The organism is Pseudomonas sp. NBRC 100443, assembly GCF_030268185.1.
Taxonomy (GTDB): Bacteria; Pseudomonadota; Gammaproteobacteria; order Pseudomonadales; family Pseudomonadaceae; genus Pseudomonas; species Pseudomonas citronellolis.
Genome location: NZ_BSQE01000009.1, coordinates 223,344 through 241,810, shown reverse-complemented (window position 1 = coordinate 241,810; position 18,467 = coordinate 223,344). Strand labels below are relative to the sequence as shown.

At 66.2% G+C, this 18,467-nt stretch carries 17 protein-coding genes; 2 read left to right on the top strand and 15 right to left on the bottom strand.

Annotated elements, in window-relative coordinates:
* Positions 1–53: 53 nt before the first annotated feature.
* The 15 genes from rnhB to rpsB all read right to left on the bottom strand — a co-directional run bounded on the left by rnhB (position 54) and on the right by rpsB (position 14,525).
* A complete protein-coding gene (gene rnhB / locus QSJ95_RS14460) occupies positions 54–665 on the bottom strand; it encodes a ribonuclease HII (protein WP_043271176.1) in 612 nt (203 codons plus the stop codon).
* Positions 665–1,807, bottom strand: coding sequence for a lipid-A-disaccharide synthase (gene lpxB / locus QSJ95_RS14455; RefSeq protein WP_285643153.1), 1,143 nt, complete (start codon positions 1,805–1,807; stop codon positions 665–667). The genes rnhB and lpxB overlap by 1 nt, the downstream gene beginning before the upstream one ends.
* A 2-nt stretch (positions 1,808–1,809) precedes the next feature.
* Complete coding sequence (lpxA, locus tag QSJ95_RS14450) at positions 1,810–2,586, bottom strand: acyl-ACP--UDP-N-acetylglucosamine O-acyltransferase (protein ID WP_009616654.1); 777 nt, start codon at positions 2,584–2,586, stop codon at positions 1,810–1,812.
* On the bottom strand, positions 2,583–3,023 hold the full coding sequence (gene fabZ / locus QSJ95_RS14445; protein WP_009616653.1) for a 3-hydroxyacyl-ACP dehydratase FabZ: 441 nt from the start codon (positions 3,021–3,023) through the stop codon (positions 2,583–2,585). Before fabZ ends, lpxA begins: the two co-directional genes overlap by 4 nt.
* Positions 3,024–3,071: 48 nt before the next feature.
* On the bottom strand, positions 3,072–4,133 hold the full coding sequence (gene lpxD, locus QSJ95_RS14440) for a UDP-3-O-(3-hydroxymyristoyl)glucosamine N-acyltransferase (RefSeq protein WP_043271182.1): 1,062 nt from the start codon (positions 4,131–4,133) through the stop codon (positions 3,072–3,074).
* Entirely contained in the window at positions 4,133–4,636 is a 504-nt protein-coding gene (locus QSJ95_RS14435) for an OmpH/Skp family outer membrane protein (protein ID WP_009616651.1), read from the bottom strand. Before QSJ95_RS14435 ends, lpxD begins: the two co-directional genes overlap by 1 nt.
* Positions 4,637–4,684: 48 nt before the next feature.
* Positions 4,685–7,072, bottom strand: coding sequence for an outer membrane protein assembly factor BamA (gene bamA / locus QSJ95_RS14430; protein ID WP_069863662.1), 2,388 nt, complete (start codon positions 7,070–7,072; stop codon positions 4,685–4,687).
* Positions 7,073–7,145: 73 nt separating this feature from the next.
* Positions 7,146–8,498, bottom strand: a complete 1,353-nt coding sequence (rseP, locus tag QSJ95_RS14425; protein ID WP_043271186.1) for an RIP metalloprotease RseP — start codon at positions 8,496–8,498, stop codon at positions 7,146–7,148.
* 22 nt (positions 8,499–8,520) lie between these two features.
* Complete coding sequence (ispC, locus tag QSJ95_RS14420) at positions 8,521–9,711, bottom strand: 1-deoxy-D-xylulose-5-phosphate reductoisomerase (protein WP_069863658.1); 1,191 nt, start codon at positions 9,709–9,711, stop codon at positions 8,521–8,523.
* The gene (locus tag QSJ95_RS14415; protein WP_009616641.1) at positions 9,708–10,523 is read right to left on the bottom strand and encodes a phosphatidate cytidylyltransferase; all 816 of its coding nucleotides are present in this window, start codon (positions 10,521–10,523) and stop codon (positions 9,708–9,710) included. The genes ispC and QSJ95_RS14415 overlap by 4 nt, the downstream gene beginning before the upstream one ends.
* Complete coding sequence (uppS, locus tag QSJ95_RS14410) at positions 10,517–11,272, bottom strand: undecaprenyl pyrophosphate synthase (RefSeq protein ID WP_009616639.1); 756 nt, start codon at positions 11,270–11,272, stop codon at positions 10,517–10,519. The genes QSJ95_RS14415 and uppS overlap by 7 nt, the downstream gene beginning before the upstream one ends.
* A 16-nt stretch (positions 11,273–11,288) precedes the next feature.
* Positions 11,289–11,846 carry a ribosome recycling factor gene (frr, locus tag QSJ95_RS14405; protein WP_009616637.1) on the bottom strand — a complete coding sequence of 186 codons (558 nt, stop codon included), beginning with the start codon at positions 11,844–11,846 and terminating at the stop codon, positions 11,289–11,291.
* A 1-nt stretch (position 11,847) separates the two neighbouring features.
* On the bottom strand, positions 11,848–12,585 hold the full coding sequence (gene pyrH / locus QSJ95_RS14400; protein ID WP_009616635.1) for a UMP kinase: 738 nt from the start codon (positions 12,583–12,585) through the stop codon (positions 11,848–11,850).
* Between the two features lie 204 nt (positions 12,586–12,789).
* On the bottom strand, positions 12,790–13,659 hold the full coding sequence (gene tsf / locus QSJ95_RS14395) for a translation elongation factor Ts (protein ID WP_009616633.1): 870 nt from the start codon (positions 13,657–13,659) through the stop codon (positions 12,790–12,792).
* Positions 13,660–13,784: 125 nt separating this feature from the next.
* Complete coding sequence (rpsB, locus tag QSJ95_RS14390) at positions 13,785–14,525, bottom strand: 30S ribosomal protein S2 (RefSeq protein WP_009616632.1); 741 nt, start codon at positions 14,523–14,525, stop codon at positions 13,785–13,787.
* A 314-nt stretch (positions 14,526–14,839) separates the two neighbouring features.
* Between rpsB and map the strand changes: the two genes are divergently transcribed.
* Positions 14,840–15,622, top strand: coding sequence for a type I methionyl aminopeptidase (map, locus tag QSJ95_RS14385; protein WP_009616630.1), 783 nt, complete (start codon positions 14,840–14,842; stop codon positions 15,620–15,622).
* A 141-nt stretch (positions 15,623–15,763) separates the two neighbouring features.
* Positions 15,764–18,466, top strand: coding sequence for a [protein-PII] uridylyltransferase (locus tag QSJ95_RS14380; protein ID WP_009616628.1), 2,703 nt, complete (start codon positions 15,764–15,766; stop codon positions 18,464–18,466).
* Position 18,467: the final 1 nt, after the last annotated feature.

The window sequence follows — 18,467 nt, the reverse complement described above, 5'->3', positions numbered from 1 at the left end:
GGCCCGCTCCGCAAAGCTACAGGCTTCAGATCGCCACTGCCGCCCTGCGGCGCTCAGAGGATGCCGGACGGGCTTTCCAGCAGCGCGCGCACCGGGGCGAAGGAGCGCCGGTGGATAGGCGTCGGACCCAGGCGCTTGAGGGCTTCCAGGTGCACCGGGGTCGGGTAGCCCTTGTGCCCGCCGATGCCGTAGCCCGGGTAGAGGGCTTCCATTTCCTGCATCTCGCGGTCGCGGGAGACCTTGGCCAGGATGGAGGCGGCGGCGATGGCCGGCACCTTGGCATCGCCCTGCACCACTGGGGCCGCCGGCACCCTGAGTTTCGGGCAGCGGTTGCCGTCGATCAGCGCCAGTTTCGGGGTGACGCTCAGGCCCTCCACCGCGCGCTGCATGGCCAGCATGGTGGCGTGGAGGATGTTCAGCCGGTCGATCTCCTCGACCTCGGCGCGGGCGATGAACCAGGCCAGGGCCTTCTCGCGGATCTCGTCGAACAGCGCCTCGCGGCGCGCCTCGCTGAGCTTCTTCGAGTCGTTCAGGCCGATGATCGGCCGCGCCGGGTCGAGGATCACCGCGGCGGTGACCACCGGGCCGCAGAGCGGGCCGCGGCCCACTTCGTCGACCCCGGCCACCAGTTCCTCGACCAAGTCGAAATCCAGGCCCATCTGCATCAGCGTTTCTCCACCAGGGCGAGCACCGCCTCGGCGGCCTGCGCGGACGCATCCTGGCGCAGGGCGCGGTGGATGGCGTCGAAGGATTCGGTCTGCGCGCTGCCGTCGTCCAGCAGCGGCAACAGGTGTTGCGCCAGGGCCTCGGGGGTCGCCGCGTCCTGGATCAGCTCGGGGGCCAGCAGGCGTCCGGCGAGCAGGTTCGGCAGCGAGATGTAGGGGCTCTTCACCAGGCGCTTGAGGATGGCATAGGTCAGCGGCGCGACCTTGTAGGCCACGACCATTGGCCGCTTGTACAGCAGCGCTTCGAGGGTCGCGGTGCCGGAGGCGATCAGTACCGCGTCACAGGCGGCCAGGGCCTCGTGGGACTGGCCGTCGAGCAGTTGCAGCGGCAGTTGGCGGCCCTGCAGCATCTGCTCCAGCTGCGCGCGCCGCTCGGGGCTGGCGCAGGGCAGCACGAAGCGCAGGCCCGGGCGCTGCTGCAGCAGGCGTTCGGCGGTATCCAGGAACAGCGCGCCGAGCTTGCCCACCTCGCCGCCGCGGCTGCCCGGCAGCAGCGCCACCACCTGGGCGTCGGCCGGCAGGCCGAGCTGCTCGCGCGCGGCGGCGCGGTCGGCTTCCAGGGGGATGGTGTTGGCCAGCGGATGGCCGACGAAGCGCACCGGCACGCCGTGCTCTTCGTAGAACTTCGCCTCGAAGGGGAACAGAGCCAGCATCAGGTCGCAGGCCTGCTTGATCTTCAGCACGCGCTTCTGCCGCCAGGCCCAGACCGAGGGGCTGACGTAGTGCACGGTGCGGATGCCGGCGCGGCGCAGCTGCAGCTCCAGCCCGAGGTTGAAGTCCGGCGCGTCGATGCCGATGAAGACGTCGGGGCGCGCGAGTATCAGGTTGCGGACCAGGTCCTTGCGCCGGCGCAGCAGCTCGCGCAGGCGGCCGAGGACCTCGACCAGGCCCATGACCGCCAGGCGCTCCATGGGGAATTCGGAAACCAGGCCCTGGGCCTGCATGCGCGCACCGCCCACGCCGATGAACTCGACCTCGGGGTGGCGTTCGCGCAGCGCCTGCATCAGGCCGGCGCCAAGGATGTCCCCCGAGGCCTCGCCCACCACCAGGGCGACGCGCAGCTTGCCGGTGCCCGCAGCCATGGTCAGCGGGTGATGCCGCGGGTGGCGCTCTGGATGGAGTCGCAGAACACCGCGACTTCCGGGAACTGCGCGGCGGATTCGGCCAGCTCGGCGAGCGCCTCTTCCACTGTCAGGCCCTGGCGGTACACCACCTTGTAGGCCCGGCGCAGGGCGTGGATGGCCTCGGCGCTGAAGCCGCGGCGGCGCATGCCCTCGAAGTTCATGCTGCGCGCCTCGGCTGGGTTGCCGAAGACGGTCACGTAGGCCGGCACGTCCTTGCCGATGGCGGTGCCCATGCCGGAGAAGCTGTGGGCGCCGATGCGGCAGAACTGGTGCACCAGGGTGTAGCCGGAGAGGATCGCCCAGTCGTCCACGTGCACGTGGCCAGCCAGCGCGGTGTTGTTGACCAGGATGCAGTGGTTGCCGATCACGCTGTCATGGCCGACGTGGACGTAGGCCATGAACAGGTTGTGGTCGCCGATGGTGGTTTCCGAGCGGTCCTGGATGGTGCCGCGGTGGATGGTCACACCCTCGCGGATCACGTTGTGGTCGCCGATCACCAGGCGAGTCGGCTCGCCCTTGTACTTCAGGTCGGGAGTGTCCTCACCGACGCTGGAGAACTGGAAAATCCGGTTGTGTCTGCCGATCTTCGTGGGGCCCTTGAGCACCACGTGCGGACCGATCACCGTACCTTCGCCGATTTCCACATCCGGCCCGACGATGGACCAGGGGCCCACCTCTACGTCGTCGGCCAGCTTTGCCCGCGGATCGATGATGGCGCGAGGATCGATCAAACTCATAGTTTGCGTTCCGCACAGATGATTTCGGCCGAGCACACCGGCTTGTCATCGACGGTGGCGTGGCAGTCGAACTTCCAGATGCCGCGCTTCACGCTGATGAACTGGGCATGCAGGTTCAGTTGGTCGCCCGGCAGCACCGGCTGGCGGAAGCGCAGCTTGTCGGAGCCGACGAAGTAGTACAGGGTGCCGTCGGCCGGCTTCACGTCGAGCATCTTGAAGCCGAGGATGCCGGCCGCCTGGGCCATGGCCTCGATGATCAGCACGCCGGGCATGATCGGGTGCTGCGGGAAGTGGCCATTGAAGAACGGCTCGTTGATGCTGACATTCTTGTAGGCGCGAATGCGCTTGCCTTCGATGTCCAGCTCTACCACCCGGTCCACCAGCAGGAAGGGGTAGCGATGAGGCAGGTATTCGCGAATCTCGTTGATGTCCATCATGTTCAGGGGAGCCTGTTCAGAAAAGGGAAACGCCAAAAAATGCGTGACTCACGCATCAGATGGAGTGTCTCCGCTCGGGGTCACGGCGGCCAGGCGCTTTTCCAGCTGTTGCAGACGACGGGCCATGTCGTCCAACTGGCGAATACGGGCAGCGCTCTTCTTCCATTCAGCGGCGGGCTGCATGGCCGTGCCGGATGAGTAGGCGCCCGGCTCGGTGATCGAGCGGGTGACCATGGTCATGCCGGTGACGAAGACGTTGTCGCAGATCTCGATGTGCCCGACCAGGCCGACGCCGCCGGCGAGCATGCAATGCCTGCCGATCTTGGCGCTGCCGGAAATCCCGCAGCAGCCGGCCATGGCGGTGTGATCGCCGATCTGCACGTTGTGCGCGATCATGATCTGGTTGTCCAGCTTGACGCCGTTGCCAACCAGGGTATCGGACAGCGCACCACGGTCGATGGTGGTGTTGGCGCCGATCTCGACGTCGTCGCCGATGGTGACGCCGCCGATCTGCGCGATCTTCTGCCAGGCGCCCTGCTGCTTGGCGAAGCCGAAGCCTTCGCCGCCGAGCACCGCGCCGGACTGGATCACCACGCGCTTGCCGATGCGCACGTCGTGGTAGAGGGTCACGCGCGGGGCCAGCCAACCGCCCTCGCCGATCACGCTGCGCGCGCCGACGAAGCAGTGGGCGCCGAGGGTGACGCCGGCGCCGATCTGCGCGCCGGCCTCGATCACCACGTAGGGGCCGATGCTGGCCGTGGGATCGACGCTGGCGCTGGCATCGACCACCGCGGTGGGATGGATGCCGGCGGGCGCCCTGGGCTTGGGATCGAACTGGTGCGACAGCCCGGCGTAGGCCAGGTAGGGGTCGGGCACTACCAGCGCGTTGCCGGTGAAGCCTTCGGCGTCGGCGGCGGTGAGCAGCACCGCGCCGGCCCGGCTGTCGGCCAGGAACTTGCGGTACTGCGGGTTGGCCAGGAAGCTCAGTTGCTCCGGGCCGGCATCCTGCAGGGTGGCCAGGCCGTGGATGACCACGGCCGGGTCGCCACGCAGCTCCGCCTGGAGCTGAGCGGCCAGTTCGGCGAGGGTATGGGACCGCGGGCTCATCATCAGCGCAGCTGGTTCATCCGCTCGATGACCTGGCGGGTGATGTCGTACTGGGGTTTGACGTCGACCACCGCGCCGCGCTCGACCACCAGGTCGTAGCCGCCCTTCTTGATGGTTTCCTCGACGGCCTGGTCCAGCTTCGGCTTGAGCTTCTTGAGCATTTCGCGGTCGGCGGAGGCCTTGGCTTCGTTCAGCTCCTTGGACTGGAACTGGAAGTCGCGGGCCTTCTGCTTGAAGTCGTCCTCGGCCTTGTCGCGCTCGGACTTGGACAGCTTGCTGCCGCCATTGACCAGCTTGTCCTGCAGGGCCTTGGCGTCGCTTTCCAGGGCGCGCAGCTTGCTCAGCTGCGGGCCGAATTTCTTCTCGGCATCGACGGCGTACTGCTTGGCCGCATCGGACTCGAGGAGCGCCATCTGGTAGTTGAGCACCGCGATCTTCATGTCGGCGAACGCGGGGCTCGCCATCAGGGCGGCGGTGATCAGGACGAACTGGGTCAACTTACGCACATTGCACTCCTGCACAAAGCTAGGTTGTCTATACAACAAGATGGCGAATCAGAAGGTCTGCCCCAGGGAGAACTGGAAGATCTGGGTTTCCGCGTTGTCCGGCTTCTTGATCGGGGTACCGAGGCTGAAGCTCAGCGGGCCGAGCGCGGTGATCCAGGTCAGACCGACACCCACGGACATGGCCATGTCGTTCAGCTTGATACCGTCGCAGCCCTGGGTGGTGGACAGCGGGCAGTCGGAATCGAACACGTTGCCCACGTCCCAGAACAGTACGGTACGCAGCTGGCTCTGGTCCTTGACGAAGGGCAGCGGGAACAGCAGTTCGGCGCCGCCGGTGATCATCACGTTACCACCGAAGGCCTGCGGGTCCTGGTCCGGGTCGGTGTAGCGACCGCGGGCGTCCGGCCCGCCGGAGGCGATGCTGGTCGCGGGGTCGGCGACGCTCGGCGTACTGCGCGGGCCGAGGGAGCTGTCCTTGAAGCCGCGCACCGAGTTGAAGCCGCCGGCGTAGTAGTTCTCGTAGAACGGCAGGCGCTCGGTGGAGCCGTAGCCGTCGCCGTAGCCCAGCTCGGTGTGGAAGCGCATGGTGTAGGTGTCGGACAGCGGCGCGAAGATCTGGCCGCGGTAGTCCAGCTTGTAGAACGACAGGTCGCTGCCGGGGATGGTCGATTCCAGCACCAGGCTTTGCGAGTGGCCGCGGGTGGCCAGCACGCCCTTGTTCAGGGTGGACTCGGACCAGCCGATGGAGGCCTTGAAGTTGGTGAAGTTGTCGCCTTCCTTCTCGAGGAAGTCGAAGATCTCGTCGACGGTGTAGGCGCCGGTGTCGATGGTGTCGCGCTGCACGGTCAGGCCGTAGGTCAGGCGCGAGGTCTCGCTGATCGGGTAGCCGATGCTGACGCCGGCGCCGAGGCTGTTCACCGAGTAGTCGGAGACGTCGACGTCGAGCTTGTCGTAGTCGGTCTTGCGGTAGAAGGCGTTGTAGCCCAGGCTCACGCCGTCGACGGTCCAGTAGGGGTCGACGAAGCCGAAGTTGTAGCGGGTCTGGTAGTCGGACTTGGTCAGGCCGATGCTGACCTTGTTGCCGGTACCCAGGAAGTTGTTCTGGCTGATCGAGCCGCCGAGGATCAGGCCGGCATCCTGGGCGAAGCCGATGCTGGCGGTGATGGAGCCGGAGGGCTGCTCTTCCACGCTGTAGTTGACGTCCACCTGGTCGTCGGTGCCCGGAACGGCCGGGGTCTCGACGTTGACCGTCTTGAAGTAGCCCAGGCGCTCCAGGCGCTGCTTGGACTGGTCGATCAGGTAGGTGCTGGCCCAGCCGCCCTCCATCTGGCGCATCTCGCGGCGCAGCACCTGGTCTTCGGTCTTGGTGTTGCCGCGGAAGTTGATGCGGTTGACGTAGGCGCGCTTGCCCGGGTCGACCACGTAGGTGATGGACACGGTCTTGTCGTCGTCATGGGCTTCCGGCACGCCGTTGACGTTGGCGAAGGTGTAGCCCTCGTTGCCCAGGCGGCGGGTGATCAGGTCGGAGGTGGAGGTCATCACCTTGCGCGAGAACACCTGGCCCGGCTCGACCAGCATCAGCTTCTTGATTTCCTCTTCCGGCACCTTGAGGTCGCCGGTCAGCTTCACGTCGCGGACCTTGTACTTCTCACCCTCGTTGATGTTGACGGTGATGTAGACGTGTTTCTTGTCCGGGGTGATGGAAACCTGGGTGGAGGCGATGTCCATGTGGATGTAGCCGCGGTCCAGGTAGTAGGAGCGCAGGCGTTCCAGGTCGCCGGAGAGCTTCTCGCGGGAATACTTGTCGTCGTTCTTGAAGAAGGACAGCCAGTTGGTTTCCTTCAACTCGAACAGGCCGGTCAGGTCCTCGTCGGAGAACACGGTGTTGCCGACCACGTTGACGTGGGCGATGGCTGCGACCGTGCCTTCGTTGACGGTGATCTTCAGCGCCACGCGGTTGCGCGGCTGCGGAGTGACCTGGGTCTCGATGTTGGCCGAGTAGCGGCCCTGGGCCACGTACTGGCGCTGCAGCTCGTTGCGCACGCCTTCGAGGGTGGCGCGCTGGAAGATTTCGCCTTCGGCCAGGCCGGACTGCTTGAGGCCCTTCATCAGGTCTTCGGTGCTGATGGCCTTGTTGCCTTCGATCTCGATGCTGGAGATGGAGGGGCGCTCGACCACGTCGATGACCAGTACGTTGCCATCGCGGCCGAGGTGGATATCCTGGAAGAAGCCGGTCTTGAACAGCGAGCGGGTCGCCTCGACCAGACGGCGGTCATCGATCTGGTCACCGACGTTCAGCGGCAGGGCGGCGAACACGCTACCCGCGGATACGCGCTGCAGGCCGTTGACGCGGATGTCGGAAACTGTGAAGGACTCTGCGTGAACCTGGGCGATCATCAACGCGGAAAGAGCCGCGGGTAACAGAAAGCGTTTCATGGAGTCCTTTTTTTTCCAACTGACAAATAAAGAATCTGCCGCGTGAGGCGGCAGATCCGAAACCCAATGGCAGCTACAGTCGACTCAGATCGTTGACCAGGGCCAGCAACATGACCCCAACGACCAGGCTGATGCCGATCTGCATCCCCCAAGCCTGGACCCGCTCTGACAATGGGCGGCCACGCACCCACTCGACCAGGTAGAACAACAGATGCCCGCCATCGAGGACGGGTATCGGCAACAGGTTGAGAACCCCCAAACTTATGCTCAGATAGGCGAGGAAATGCAGAAAATCCCCTACGCCGGACTGGGCCGAAGCGCCCGCCACTTTAGCAATGGTTATCGGCCCGCTCAAGTTTTTTACCGAGAGCTGGCCCAGCACCATTTTCTTTAGAGAATCCAGGGTTAGCAGACTCATCGACCAGGTTCGGGAGAGCGCTTCGCCCACCGCGGCGACCGGACCGAAGCTGACCTCGCGGAGCATTTCCGCCGGCCACTGGCCACCGGCCACACCGGCCCCCAGGTAACCGGCACGGGCCTTGCCCTCGCCTTTCGCCGCCAGTTTCAGGGTCAGCTCGCGCTCCTGGCCGTCGCGCAGCAGGGCGATGCTCACCGACTGCTCCGGACGGGCGCGTACCTTGTCGACCACCTGCTGCCAGTCGTCCACCGCCTGGCCGTCCACCCGCAGCAGCCGGTCGCCGATGGCCAGGCCCGCGGCCTTGCCGGGGCCCTGCGGGTCCAGCTCGGCGATCACCGGCGGCATGGCCGGGCGCCACGGCTGGATGCCCAGGCCGCCGATGGGATCGGGGTTGTCCGCGCTCTTCAGCCAGGCCTTGATCGGCAACTGGTGCAGGCTCTGCGCCGAGGAGCCCGGCTCGCGCACGCTGACGCTCAGCTCGCCGGTCTCGCCCAGGCGCCGCACCAGGCGCAGGTTGACCGCCGCCCAGCCGTCCACCGGCTCGCCATCCACCGCCAGCACTTCCTGGCCGGCGGCCAGGCCGCCCAGCGCCGCCGGGCTGTCGGGCACGATGGAGCCGATGACCGGGCGCACCTGCTGGGTGCCCAGCATGGCGAGGATCCAGAAGAACAGGATGGCCAACAGGAAGTTGGCCACGGGGCCCGCCGCGACTATGGCGATGCGCTGGAATACCGTCTTGCGGTTGAAGGCCTGGTCGAGCTGGTCGAGAGGCACCTCGCCCTCGCGCTCGTCGAGCATCTTCACGTAGCCGCCCAGGGGAATGGCGGCCACCACGAATTCGGTGCCGTGGCGGTCGTGCCAGCGCACCAGGGGCGTGCCGAAGCCCACCGAGAAGCGCAGCACCCTGACCCCACAGCGGCGCGCCACCCAGAAGTGACCGAACTCGTGGAATGTCACCAGGACGCCAAGGGCGATGATCAGCCCGACGACCATGTAAAGTGCGCTCATCTCTACCTCCAGGGCTCAGGGCCTAGCGACCACGCCCATGCAACCAGGCCTGCGCGGCCTCGCGCGCACGGCGGTCGGCCTCCAGCACCACGTCGAGGCTTTCGACCGGCGTGGCAGCCTCGCGGTTCAGCACCTCGTCGATGATAACCGCGATCTCGGTGAAACGGATGCGCCGTTCGAGGAATGCGGCCACCGCCACCTCGTTGGCGGCATTGAGCATCGCCGGCGCGCTGCCGCCCGCCTCGGCCGCCTGGCGCGCCAGGCGCAGGCAGGGGAAGCGCTGCTCGTCAGGGGCCTGGAAGTCCAGGCGGGCGATGCCGAACAGGTCCAGCGGCGATACCCCGGAGTCGATGCGCTCGGGCCAGGCCAGGGCGTGGGCGATGGGCGTGCGCATGTCGGGGTTGCCCAACTGGGCGAGCACCGAGCCATCCACGTAGTCGACCAGGGAATGGATCACGCTCTGCGGGTGGATCACCACCTCCACCTTCGACGGCGGGGCATCGAACAGCCAGCAGGCCTCGATCAGCTCCAGGCCCTTGTTCATCATGCTGGCCGAGTCGACGGAAATCTTCCGCCCCATGGACCAGTTGGGGTGGGCACAGGCCTGCTCCGGGGAAACTTCTGACAGTTGATCCAGCGGCGTCTCGCGGAACGGGCCACCGGAGGCGGTCAGCAGGATGCGTCGCACGCCGACCTGGCCCAGGCCCCGGGCATAGTCGCCAGGCATGCACTGGAAGATGGCATTGTGCTCGCTGTCGATCGGCAGCAGCACCGCGCCATGGGCCTGCACTTCGTGCATGAACAGGGCGCCGGACATCACCAGCGCCTCCTTGTTGGCCAGCAGCACGCGCTTGCCGGCCTGCACCGCCGCCAGGGTCGGCTTGAGGCCGGCGGCGCCGACGATGGCCGCCATGACCACGTCCACGTCCGGATGGCCGGCGACTTCGCACAGCCCCGGCTCGCCCACCAGTACGCGAGTGGCCAGGCCTTCGGCCTGCAGGGCGCCCTGCAGATGGCGGGCCTGCTCGTCGCTGGCGACCACCGCGAAACGCGGCCGGTGGGCCAAACACAGGGCCTCCAGCTCGGCGAGACGGGAATGCCCGGTGATGGCGAAGACGCTGTAGCGCTGCGGATGCCGCGCGAGGACGTCCAGGGTGCTCAGGCCGATGGAGCCGGTGGCCCCCAGCACGCAGACCTGCTGCGGCGCGCTCATGGCGTGCCCCAGCCGGTGGCCCAGAGCAGCACGGTGAAGACCGGGATGGCCGCGGTCAGGCTGTCGATGCGGTCGAGGACGCCGCCGTGGCCCGGCAGCAGGTTGCTGCTGTCCTTCAGGCCCGACTCGCGCTTGAACATGCTCTCGGTCAGGTCGCCGACCACCGACAGCGCCACCACCACGGCCGCGCAGGGCAGCGCCATCAGCAGTTCGCGCACCGACCAGTCACGGTAGATGGCCACCGCGAAGGTGATCGCCAGGCTCAGCGCCAGGCCGCCGTAGAAGCCTTCCCAGCTCTTGCCGGGGCTGACCCGCGGCGCCAGCTTGCGCTTGCCGAAGGCCTTGCCGGAGAAATAGGCGCCGATGTCGGCGGCCCAGACCAGCACCATGACCGCGACGATCAGCCAGTTGGCCAGCGGCCACTGTTTGAGCACCACCAACCCCTGCCAGGCCGGCAGCAGGATCAGCAGGCCGATCAGCAGGCGGCGCCAGCGGCCGCCCCAGCTGGAGGCGCTGTCCGGGTAGGTGAGCACCATCACGGTAGCCAGCAGCCACCAGAGCACCGCCAGCAGCAGCACGGCCCCGGCCAGCTGCGGCAGCCAGTACAGCAGCAGCATCAGCAGCGCGACCCCGCCGGCATAGCCGACGCGGGCCGGCTGCTCGTTGTAGCCGGCCAGGCGCGCCCATTCCCAGGCGCCGAGGGTCACCACCAGGCCGATGAACAGCGCGAAGGCGAGGCCATCGAGGAGGAAGAAACCACCCAGCGCTATGGGCAGCAGCACCAGCGCCGTGATGATCCGTTGTTTCAGCATGACGGGGGGGCCTCGGCCTGCACCTGCTCGCTGGTCTTGCCGAAGCGACGCTGGCGGGTGGCATAGTCGGCCAGCGCTTCGCGCATCGCCGCGCTCTTGAAGTCCGGCCAGTAGAGATCGGAGAAGTACAGCTCGGCGTAGGCCAGCTGCCACAACAGGAAGTTGCTGATGCGGTGCTCGCCGCCGGTGCGGATGCACAGGTCCGGCAAGGGCTGGTCGCCGGTGGTCAGGCAACCCTGGATCAGCTCGGGGGTGATGTCGTCCGGCGCCAGGTGCCCGGCCTGCACTTCGCGGGCCAGGCGCTGGGCGGCCTGGGTGATGTCCCACTGGCCGCCGTAGTTGGCCGCCACCTGCAGCAGCAGCCCCTTGTTGCCGGCGGTGAGGTTCTCCGCCTCGCGCATTGCGGCCTGCAGCTCCGCGTGGAAGCGGCTGCGATCACCGATGATGCGCAGGCGGATGCCGTTCTCGTCGAGCTTGCGCACCTCGCGGCGCAGGGCCATGAGGAACAGCTCCATGAGCGCACCGACCTCGTCGACCGGGCGCTGCCAGTTCTCGCTGGAGAAGGCGAACAGCGTCAGGACCTCGACACCGGCCTCGGCGCAGGTCTTGACCACCGCACGCACCGCGCTGACGCCGGCCTTGTGCCCGGCAACGCCGGGCAGCAGGCGCTTCTTCGCCCAGCGGTTGTTGCCGTCCATGATGATGGCCACGTGACGTGGCACCGCGGCCACCTGCTTGGTCTTGTCCATGACTGCAACCTGGCCGTCAGACGGCCATCAGATCCGCTTCCTTGGCCTCGAGGGCCTTGTCGATCTCGGCGACGAACCTGTCGGTGAGCTTCTGCACCTCGTCCCCGGCGCGACGCTCTTCGTCCTCGCTGATTTCCTTTTCCTTCTGCAGGTCCTTGAGCTGGGCCAGGGCGTCGCGGCGGATGTTGCGCACGGAGACGCGGGCCTGCTCGGCCTCGGCGCGGGCCTGCTTGGTGAAGCCCTTGCGGGTTTCCTCGGTCAGGGCCGGCATGGGGACGCGGATGGTGGTGCCGGCGGTGGCCGGGTTCAGGCCCAGGTCGGAGGTCATGATGGCCTTCTCGACCGCCTGGATCATGCTCTTGTCGAACACGTTCAGGGCCAGGGTGCGGGAATCCTCGACAGTGACGTTGGCGACCTGGCGCAGCGGGGTGTCGGAGCCGTAGTAGGACACCATGACGCTGTCCAGGATGCTCGGGTGCGCACGGCCGGTGCGGATCTTGGCGAAGGCGTGGCCCAGGGCCTCCAGGGCCTTGCCCATGCGCTCCTGCGCTTCTTTCTTGATCTCGTTGATCATGTCAATCCTCCTCGATCAGGGTGCCTTCGGCACCACCAACAACAATATTCAGCAGCGCGCCCGGCTTGTTCATGTTGAACACCCGCAGCGGCATTTTCTGGTCGCGGCACAGGCAGATGGCGGTCAGGTCCATCACGCCCAGCTTGCGGTCGAGCACTTCATCGTAGGTCAGGCGCTCGAACTTCTCGGCGTTCGGGTCCTTGAACGGATCGGCAGTGTACACACCATCGACCTTGGTCGCCTTCAGCACCACGTCGGCATCGATTTCGATGGCGCGCAGGCAGGCGGCCGAGTCGGTGGTGAAGAAGGGGTTGCCGGTACCGGCGGAGAAGATCACCACTTCGCCGCTGGCGAGGTGGCGCATGGCCTTGCGGCGGTCGTAGTGGTCGGTGACGCCGACCATGCTGATGGCCGACATGACGATGGCGGTGATGTTCGAGCGCTCCAGGGCGTCGCGCATGGCCAGGCCGTTCATCACGGTGGCCAGCATACCCATGTGGTCGCCGGTGACGCGGTCCATGCCGGCCGCCGACAGGGCCGCGCCACGGAACAGGTTGCCGCCGCCGATGACCAGGCCGACCTGCACGCCGATGCCGACCAGTTGGCCGATCTCCAGGGCCATGCGGTCCAGGACCTTGGGGTCGATACCGAACTCTTCGCTGCCCATCAGGGCTTCGCCGCTCAGTTTTAGAAGAATGCGTTTATAGCGAGGTTGACGTGCGCTCAGCTGCTGAGCCATGACCTTTTTCTCCTGCGGCGATGTGGAATGCGTGGCGCCTGACCGGGCGCCTGTCGGGGAAGCCTGGCCCTACCAGGCTAGCAGCGCCGCGAACCGACGAACGGTGCGAAGCCGCGGAGACCGCCCCGAATGGTCTCCCCACTTTGACGAAGAGGCCGCACGCGCGAGCGGGCAGCCTCTTCCGGGGCGACGGTGGAAACCGTCTTATTGCTTGGATGCAGCTACTTGAGCAGCAACCTCGGCAGCGAAGTCGGCCTCGGCCTTCTCGATGCCCTCGCCCACTTCGAAGCGAACGAAGGAGACGATCTCGGCGCCGGCTTTCTTGGCCAGTTCACCGACCTTGACTTCCGGATCCTTGACGAACGGCTGCTCGACCAGGCTGGCTTCGGCGAGGAACTTGTTGATGCGGCCCTTGACCATGTTCTCGACGATGTTTTCCGGCTTGCCGGCGATCTTGTCGGCGTTCAGCGCCAGGAAGATTTCCTTTTCCTTGGCCACGGCGTCTTCGGAAACCTGCGACGGGTCCAGGAACTGCGGGTTGCTGGCGGCGACGTGCATGGCGATGTCACGGGCCAGTTCGGCGTTGCCGCCTTTCAGGGTGACCAGTACGCCGATGCGGTGACCGTGCAGGTAGGCGCCGACCACGTCGCCTTCGGCGCGTGCCAGGCGACGGATGTTGACGTTCTCGCCGCACTTGGCGACCAGGGCCTCACGGGCGGACTCCTGCTCGGCGATCAGCGGAGCGGCGTCGCTCAGCTTCTGGGCGAAAGCCTTGTCCAGGCTGGCGGCGACGAAGTTCTTGAAGTCGTCCTGCAGGGCCAGGAAGTCGGTCTGCGAGTTGACTTCGATGATGGTGGCGGCCTTGGCGTCGTCGGCCACTTTCACCGCGATGGAACCTTCGGCGGCGATGTTGCCGGCCTTCTTGGCAGCCTTGATGGCGCCCGAAGCGCGCATGTCGTCGATGGCCTTCTCGATGTCGCCTTCGGCGGCAACCAGGGCCTTCTTGCACTCCATCATGCCCTGGCCGGTGCGCTCGCGCAGTTCTTTAACCAGTGCTGCAGTGATCTCTGCCATTTGCAAATCCTCTTGAGTTGGTTCTCAAAACCAGATCGCCCGGCGGGCCGGGCGGAATTCGGGAGTGGCAAAAAGGGGGCCAGGCCCCCTTTTTGCGCACCGCTGGACGTCTGGACGTCCCGGAATCAGCCTTCGGCGGATTCGGCCGGCGCTTCTTCGACGAACTCGTCAGCACCGCCCTGGGCGTTCTGACGGCCGCGCAGTACGGCTTCGGCCATCGAACCCAGGTACAGCTGAACGGCGCGGATGGCGTCGTCGTTACCGGGGATGACGTAGTCGACGCCGTCCGGGCTGCTGTTGGTATCGACGATGCCGATGACCGGGATGCCCAGCTTGTTGGCTTCGGTGATGGCGATGCGCTCGTGGTCGACGTCGATCACGAACAGCGCGTCCGGCAGGCCGCCCATGTCCTTGATGCCGCCCAGGCTGCGATCCAGTTTTTCCAGATCACGGGTGCGCATCAGGGCTTCTTTCTTGGTCAGCTTGTCGAAGGTGCCGTCCTGCTGCTGGGTTTCCAGCTCGCGCAGGCGCTTGATCGACTGACGGATGGTCTTGTAGTTGGTGAGCATGCCGCCCAGCCAACGGTGGTCGACGTAAGGCATGCCGCAACGGGCGGCTTCTTCGCGAACGATCTTGCCGGCGGAACGCTTGGTGCCGACGAACAGGATCTTGTTCTTGCCCTGGGCCAGGCGCTCAACGAAGGTCAGGGCCTCGTTGAACAGCGGCAGGGTCTTTTCCAGGTTGATGATGTGGATCTTGTTGCGCGCGCCGAAAATGAACTTGCCCATTTTCGGGTTCCAGTAACGGGTCTGGTGGCCGAAGTGCACACCGGCCTTCAGCATATCGCGCATGTTGACTTGGGACATGATAGTTCCTCGATAAGTCGGGTTGGGCCTCCATGCATCCCAATGACCAACCCCCGAACGCATCGCAGGGCACCCAGGTCATCGTGTCGATGCATGTGTGGGTTAGGCTTGAACAGGCCATAGCCTGCAAAAGCGGGGCGCTTTATATCACACAAAGCCGCTGGAGGCTAGAAGCTGGAGGCGGGAACGCAGAGGACGTTCTTTCGTTCAGCCTCCAGCCTCCAGCCTCCAGCCTCCAGCCTCCAGCCTCCATGGCAGCCTGCCGCCTGCGAAACTGTTACCATTGCCTTTTTCCGCCCGCGTCCGAGAATTCTATGACCGTCACCATCAAGACGCCCGAAGACATCGAGAAAATGCGCATCGCCGGCCGCCTGGCCGCCGAGGTGCTGGAAATGATCGGCGAGCACGTCAAGCCCGGGGTCACCACCGACGAACTGGACCGCATCTGCCACGACTATATAGTCAACGTCCAGCAGGCCATCCCCGCGCCCCTGAACTACAAGGGCTTCCCCAAGTCCATCTGCACCTCGATCAACCACGTCGTCTGCCACGGCATCCCCAACGAGAAGCCGCTCAAGGAAGGCGACATCGTCAACATCGACATCACCGTCATCAAGGACGGCTACCACGGCGACACCAGCAAGATGTTCCTGGTGGGCAAGACCCCGGAGTGGGCCGACCGTCTGTGCCAGATCACCCAGGAATGCATGTACAAGGGCATTTCCGTGGTCAAGCCCGGCGCGCGCCTGGGCGACATCGGCGAGGTGATCCAGAAGTACGCCGAGAAGAACGGCTTCTCGGTGGTCCGCGAGTACTGCGGCCACGGCATCGGCAAGGTGTTCCACGAGGAGCCCCAGGTGCTGCACTACGGCCGCGCCGGCACCGGCCTGGAACTCAAGGAAGGGATGATCTTCACCATCGAGCCGATGATCAACCAGGGCCGCCCGGAAACCCGCCTGCTGGGCGACGGCTGGACCGCCATCACCAAGGACCGCAAGCTCTCCGCCCAGTGGGAGCACACCGTGCTGGTGACCGCCGACGGCTACGAGATCCTCACCCTGCGCAACGACGAGAGCTTCCCGCGCACCAGCGCGTGAGCGGCGTTGCAATCTCGCCGACGGCTGGGTAGAACATGGAAATCCCGGCCCGGCACCCTCGCCGGGCCTGGCGCCACGCGCCCCAGGCCCGGACGATGACTTGCCCCTGCCCTCCCCCATCCCAGAATCAGGAAGGCCGCCATGCCGCAGGTGGATCCCGAGTTGTTCGACCCTGGGCAGTTCCAGGCGGAACTGGCCCTCAAATCCAGCCCCATCCCCGCCTTCAAGAAGGCCATCCGCCAGGCCAACGAGGTGCTGGACGCGCGCTTCAACGGCGGCCGTGACATCCGCCGGCTGATCGAGGACCGCGCCTGGTTCGTCGACCAGATCCTGCAGCAGGCCTGGCAGCGCTTCGCCTGGTGCGAGGACGCCGACATCGCCCTGGTGGCGGTGGGCGGCTACGGCCGTGGCGAGCTGCACCCGCACTCGGACATCGACATCCTGGTGCTGCTCGACAGCGAGGACCAGGAGGTCTTCCGCGAGCCCATCGAGGGCTTCCTCACCCTGCTCTGGGACATCGGCCTGGAAGTCGGCCAGAGCGTGCGCTCGGTGGCCGAATGCGCCGAGGAAGCGCGTGCCGACCTGACGGTGGTGACCAACCTGATGGAGTGCCGGACCATCTCCGGCCCCGACCACCTGCGCCAGCGCATGCTCGAAGCCACGGCCAGCAGCCAGATGTGGCCCAGCGGCCAGTTCTTCCTGGCCAAGCGCAAGGAACAGATCCACCGCCACACCAAATACAACGACACCGAATACAACCTGGAGCCCAACGTGAAGGGCTCGCCCGGCGGACTGCGCGACATCCAGACCATCCTCTGGGTGGCGCGCCGGCACTTCGGCAGCCTCAACCTGCACGCGCTGGTCAAGGAAGGCTTCCTGGTGGAAAGCGAGTCCAGCGTGCTGGCCTCCTGCCAGGAATTCCTCTGGAAGGTCCGCTACGCCCTGCACATGCTCGCCGGGCGCGCCGAGGACCGCCTGCTGTTCGACCACCAGCGGCGCATCGCCGGGATGCTCGGCTACCAGGACAACGACGCCAAGCTGGCCGTCGAGCGCTTCATGCAGAAGTACTACCGGGTGGTGATGGCGGTCTCCGAGCTGAACGACCTGATCATGCAGCACTTCGAGGAAGTCATCCTGCGCGCCGGCGAAGGCGGGCAGGTGACGCCGCTGAACAGCCGCTTCCAGGTCCGCGACGGCTACCTGGAGGTGACCAACTCCAACGTCTTCAAGCGCACCCCCTTCGCCCTCCTGGAAATCTTCGTGCTGATGGCCCAGCACCCGGCGATCAAGGGCGTGCGCGCCGACACCATCCGCCTGCTGCGCGACAGCCGGCACCTGATCGACGACGACTTCCGCCACGACATCCGCAACACCAGCCTGTTCATCGAGCTGTTCAAGTGCCGCGAAGGCATCCATCGCAACCTGCGGCGGATGAACCGCTACGGCATCCTCGGCCGCTACCTGCCGGAGTTCGGCCTGATCATCGGGCAGATGCAGCACGACCTGTTCCACATCTATACGGTGGACGCCCACACCCTCAACCTGATCAAGCACCTGCGCAAGCTGCAGCGCCCGGACATGGCCGAGAAGTACCCGCTGGCCAGCAAGATCATGGAGCGCCTGCCCAAGCCCGAGCTGATCTACCTCGCCGGGCTCTACCACGACATCGCCAAGGGCCGTGGCGGCGACCATTCCGAGCTGGGCGCGGTGGACGCCGAGCTGTTCTGCCAGCGCCACCAACTGCCGCAGTGGGACACCCAACTGGTCAGCTGGCTGGTGCAGAACCACCTGGTGATGTCCACCACCGCGCAGCGCAAGGACCTCTCCGACCCGCAGGTGATCTTCGACTTCGCCCAACTGGTCGGCGACCAGACGCGCCTGGACTACCTCTACGTGCTCACCGTGGCCGACATCAACGCCACCAACCCGAGCCTGTGGAACTCCTGGCGCGCCAGCCTGCTGCGCCAGCTCTACACCGAGACCAAGCGCGCCCTGCGCCGCGGCCTGGAGAACCCGCTGGACCGCGAGGAGCAGATTCGCCAGACGCAGAGCGCGGCCATCGACATCCTGGTGCGCGACGGCATCGACCAGGACGACGCCGAGCAGCTCTGGAGCCAACTGGGCGACGACTACTTCCTGCGCCACAGCGCCGCCGACGTGGCCTGGCATACCGAGGCCATCCTCCAGCACCCGGACGACGGCACGCCGCTGGTGCTGATCAAGGAAACCACCCAGCGCGAGTTCGAGGGCGGCACGCAGATCTTCATCTACGCCGCCGACCAGCACGACTTCTTCGCCGTGACCGTGGCGGCGATGGACCAGCTCAACCTGAACATCCAGGACGCGCGGATCATCACCTCCACCAGCCTGTTCACCCTCGACACCTACATAGTGCTCGACGCCGATGGCGGCTCGATCGGCGACAATCCCCAGCGCATCGCCGAAATCCGCCAGGGCCTGGTGGACGCGCTGAAGAACCCCGACGACTACCCGAACATCATCCAGCGCCGCGTGCCCCGGCAGCTCAAGCACTTCGCCTTCGCGCCGCTGGTGACCATTTCCACCGACGCCTCGCGCCAAGTCAGCGTGCTCGAGGTCATCGCCCCCGACCGCCCGGGCCTGCTGGCGCGCATCGGCGGGCTGTTCCTGGACTTCGACCTGTCGGTGCGCAACGCCAAGATCGCCACCCTCGGCGAGCGCGTGGAAGACGTGTTCTACGTCACCGACGCGCACAACCAGCCACTCTCCGACCCGGACCTGTGCAAGCGACTGCAGGCGGCCCTGGTCGAGCAGCTTTCACAGGCCAACGGCCAGGAAACCGTTCCGGTCCGCATCAGCATCTGAC